The sequence below is a fragment of the Microbacterium sp. Kw_RZR3 genome, from assembly GCF_029222405.1.
Taxonomy (GTDB): Bacteria; Actinomycetota; Actinomycetes; order Actinomycetales; family Microbacteriaceae; genus Microbacterium.
In genome coordinates this window covers 1-4,018 of sequence record NZ_JARHXC010000256.1, presented here as the reverse complement: position 1 = coordinate 4,018, position 4,018 = coordinate 1, and the positions used below count along the sequence as shown (strand labels likewise).

Below are 4,018 nucleotides of genomic sequence, written 5' to 3'. Positions count from 1 at the left end.
AAAGGGGTGCGCGAGGCCCTGGAATCCGGAGTTCAGTCCTGGAAGAACGGGTAATCGGTGTAGCCGTTTCGCCGCCGCCGCGGACGGAGGTGTTGTCGACCTCGTTCCCGTCGGCGCCCTCCCGCCAGCGGGTACTGAGATTGGGGTTCGCGATCACGCGGAATCCGTTCTTGGAGGCGACCACGCCGAAGACGACCTTGTCGGAGCCTAGGATCTCGGCAGGCATCCCGAGATCGGCGTACGTGTTGATCACGAGGTGGCCACCGAAGACGGACTGGTAGAACGTGAGCGCCTCTATGCAGGAGGCGGGGCTAGCGCCGACTGAATGTACTCGCGAAGGGCTGGATCGCAGACGTAGATGTATGTCCCCAAGACACCGCGCGTGAGAAGCACCCCATAGATGTTCTGGATCAGTTCCAGGAGATCCTCGTCGGTGGTGTTCCTCTTCAGCGTCCGGAGATTCTCCTTTCCCTTCCTGTCGCGATACGCCTCACGGCTCACAGTCACCCGGTCGTTCTTCGCGTCATATCGCAGGTCGTCCGCGACGATGACGCCCGCGTAGTTGAGGTCGTACCCCTGAACCGTGTGGATGGACCCCACTTCGCGCGTCGAGCCGGGGGAATTGATCCAATCCTTGTCCGTACGGTTCCATGTGAACTGGGTACCCTCGATCTCGAAGTCATACCCAGGCTTATTGCCACGCGTCTTCCAATCCCATGCGTACCCCGCGACCAATCGCGCCAGACCTGCCTCACGCTCGCGCTCTCGGATGGCGTCCTGCATCTCCACAACGCTTGTGAAGAAGCGCAGATCGTATTCACCGAAGTCCGGGCGGGTTCCTGGTTGGACGTCACCGCGTAGCATCGCCCGGACGAATCCGATGTAATCGGCGTCTGCACGAACTCGCATCTGCCTCGCGAGCGGGAAGCGTCGATGGGCTCGCTGCGCTTCGGCGATCTCGGCTGAGAGCGACTCACGTGACAGGTCGGCAGGCCGCACGGCCTGCCGCTCATCGATGAGAAGAATCTGATGACGACTCTGGGCCCGGATCCAATCGAGCTGGGTCTTGTTCACGTCATCGGATCCGAAAAGCCTGCGGTTGATCTCGGCAAAGTCTCGGTTCCGCACCCCCGAGGATTGGTTCGCCCGCCGATTGAGCCGATGCGTCTCGTCGACGATGAGTAGGTCGAAGGGTTCTTGTGACTTGCCCACATCGAACGGACTCAGAACTTGGTTTTCGCTGATCTTGGGTGTCTTCTCGAAAACCTTCTTGATCGATTCGCGAAGTGACTGCTGAGGTACAACGAGACCAACGCGAACCGATCTCAGGAGTTCTCGGTTCTCGGGAACGAAGAACTCGGAGAAGAGTGAATCAGGTTCGATCTCATCGCTGTCCTCGAATTCTCGGATGTCCGCAAGCAGCTTCATCAAGTAGATGGCAACGATGGTTTTCCCAGTCCCAGGATTGCCCTCGACCACGCTGCTCGATCGCGCCCCGCTGGCGACATCGTCCAACAGCGATTCGACGATCTGCTCGACGGCGATCGCCTGCTCTCTCGTGAGAACTTTGAACGGTGAGAGCTTGAAGAGGTCAGTGTTCTCGATCTCCGGGATGCTGCGTTGGAAAACCCCCTCGGACCTCAACTGCTCGAAGATGTCCCGGAAGCTCTCGCGGTACTGCTCGCGCGCGTAGTACTGGGCGTCAATGATCCCTTCGTTGCCGTTGAGGACGGCGAACTGACCATCCCCAGCGAGCCAACGAATCAGGTGTGATTCCAGGTCGAGACAGGCCGACTTGTTAAAGGTGTCGTCGATGACGACGCGCACGCGACGAAAACCCGCCTTCGACGGGCTTTGAAGGTGCTGACGCATGCGGGATGCAGCGCTGACCGTCTCTCCCACGTAGACAGAAGGGGATCCGATAGAACCCGCGTTGTCGAGAACATAGACGACCGGCCAATTTCTTCGGCGCTCGTCATCGGACGCCCATGTCGAGATGGCTGAGCCCGTGAATTCCAGCCGTTCGATCTCAGAGGGCGTCATACTTCGTGCTCCGCCCCTTCGCAGTCTCGACCGGGTACTTGGCACGTGTCACGGCGAGCTTCTCGAGGACGATCTCGTCGAGATCGACTCGGATTTTCTCTGAGAGAAGGATGCAGTAGGTGACGATGTCCGCCAGCTCCTCCCGGACGCGCGCGGCGTCGGCCTCGTCGTTCCACTGGAAGCATTCGAGAAGCTCGGCAGCTTCGATCGAGATGCTCTTCGCCAGATTTGCCGGCGTATGAAACTGCCCCCAGTCACGCTCGCGAACGAACTCGGACAGCGCTTCTCGAACACGTTCACTGGTCACGCTGCGACCGTAACGCAGGACGGGGCCAGACCGGATCTACACGGAAAACTTCTAGCACCAGTACCCTGACCCCATTCCCGCCCAGGTCGAAGGAGACCTCCATGACCCAGCCCCTCCGCTACGCCATCAACGTCACCCTCGACGGCTGCTGCTCGCACGAGGAGGGCCTCCCACCCGACGAGGAGTCGATGGCGTTCTGGACCGACGAGCTCCGTCGCTCTGACACACTCCTCTACGGACGCGTGACGTATGAGCTGATGCAGGGCGCGTGGCGCAAGCCCGACTCGGGGGAGTGGCCGGACTGGATGGATGCCAGTGAGGTGGCCTTCTCGGAGGTCATGGATCCGATGCGGAAGGTGGTGGCATCCGCGACTCTCGACGCGGTCGACTGGAACGCTGAGCTTCTCGACGGCGATGTCGTCGAGGCTGTGCGGCGGCTGAAGGAGCGGCCGGGGCGGGGCATCTCGCTCGGCGGAGTTCGGTTGCCAGCGGCGCTCGCCGAGGCGGGGCTCATCGACGAGTACACGTTCGTCGTGCATCCGGTGATCGCCGGTCGCGTACCGCGGCTGCTCGATGGCGTGGAGCTGAAGCTCGAGCTCGTCGAACGGTGGGAGTTCGGTTCGGGGGCTACCGTGCAGCGGTATCGGCCGGTTCAGAGCCCGGGGGCCGGCGCGTCGACCGAGTAGCCGCGGCACGTTTGCGCATCAGCATGCGCCAGCGGGGCGCCAGCACCGGGTCCCGCTGTAAGGGTTGAGATGCATAATACCGTTACGCCACCGTGGTGAGGACTCACGGACGGACGGCGCTGGCGCGATGCTGATTGGTCTCATTTCCTGGAGCGCGGCGGGCGGGATGGCCCTGGCGGCGCTGGTCATGGTGCTCACGCCTGGCCCCAACATGATCTACCTCGTCTCGCGGAGTATCGCCCAGGGGCGGGCCGCTGGCCTGGTATCGCTCGCCGGCACCGGGGTGGGATTCCTCGTCTACATGACCATGGCCAACCTGGGACTCGCCGTCGTCTTCGTGGTCGTCCCGTGGCTTTACGTCGGCCTCAAAGCCGCGGGTGTCGCCTATCTCGCCTACCTGGCCTGGCGGACCTTGCGCCCGGGCGGGACCGGGCTGTTCGAAACCCGCGCCCTTGCGCAGGATTCCAGGGGGAAGTTGTTCCGTATGGGGCTCGTCACGAACCTGCTGAATCCGAAGGCCGCCGTCATGTACCTGGCGTTGATCCCGCAATTCATCGACTCACGCGTCGGTTATGCCGTAGCCCAGGGCTTCGCGCTCGGCGGCATCCAAATCCTGGTCAGCCTCACCGTGAATGCCACCATCGTCATTGCTGCGGGGTTGATCGCTCGCTTCCTCCACACACGCCCCACCTGGACGAGGTGGCAGTGCCGCATCACCGGAAGCCTGCTTGGTCTGGTCGCGACCTTCCTCGCCGTCGAGGTGCCTAAAGCTGCGCGTCCGTGAGGTAATGCGATCTACCCCAACGCTCGTACCGCTCCAGGCGCTCGGCGCGTCCGGTTGTGGCGGGGCGGGGCCCTCGGCTTCTTGAAAGGACCGGCGAACGGCTCGAGCTCGTCGAGCGGTGGGAGTTCGGCTCGGGGGCTACCGTGCAGCGGTACCGGCACCCGATAGCGTGATCCCAGAATCCGCAATCTCGGAGCC

At 62.6% G+C, this 4,018-nt stretch carries 4 protein-coding genes and 1 pseudogene; 2 read left to right on the top strand and 3 right to left on the bottom strand.

Annotated elements, in window-relative coordinates; all coding sequences use genetic code 11:
• The 3 genes and pseudogenes from P2P98_RS14360 to P2P98_RS14350 form a co-directional block, all read right to left on the bottom strand.
• Nucleotides 1-253: pseudogene (locus P2P98_RS14360) on the bottom strand (hypothetical protein); the annotation flags it as partial.
• A gap of 41 nt (nt 254-294) precedes the next feature.
• Nucleotides 295-1,827, bottom strand: a complete 1,533-nt coding sequence (locus P2P98_RS14355) for a DNA/RNA helicase domain-containing protein (protein ID WP_345799725.1) — start codon at nt 1,825-1,827, stop codon at nt 295-297.
• A gap of 202 nt (nt 1,828-2,029) precedes the next feature.
• A complete protein-coding gene (locus tag P2P98_RS14350; RefSeq protein WP_275800790.1) occupies nt 2,030-2,350 on the bottom strand; it encodes a nucleotide pyrophosphohydrolase in 321 nt (106 codons plus the stop codon).
• Between the two features lie 101 nt (nt 2,351-2,451).
• Between P2P98_RS14350 and P2P98_RS14345 the strand changes: the two genes are divergently transcribed.
• Nucleotides 2,452-3,036 (top strand): dihydrofolate reductase family protein, encoded by a 585-nt coding sequence (locus tag P2P98_RS14345; RefSeq protein ID WP_275800789.1) that lies wholly within the window; start codon nt 2,452-2,454, stop codon nt 3,034-3,036.
• A 127-nt stretch (nt 3,037-3,163) separates the two neighbouring features.
• A complete protein-coding gene (locus P2P98_RS14340) occupies nt 3,164-3,820 on the top strand; it encodes a LysE family translocator (RefSeq protein WP_275800788.1) in 657 nt (218 codons plus the stop codon).
• Nucleotides 3,821-4,018 lie beyond the last annotated feature (198 nt).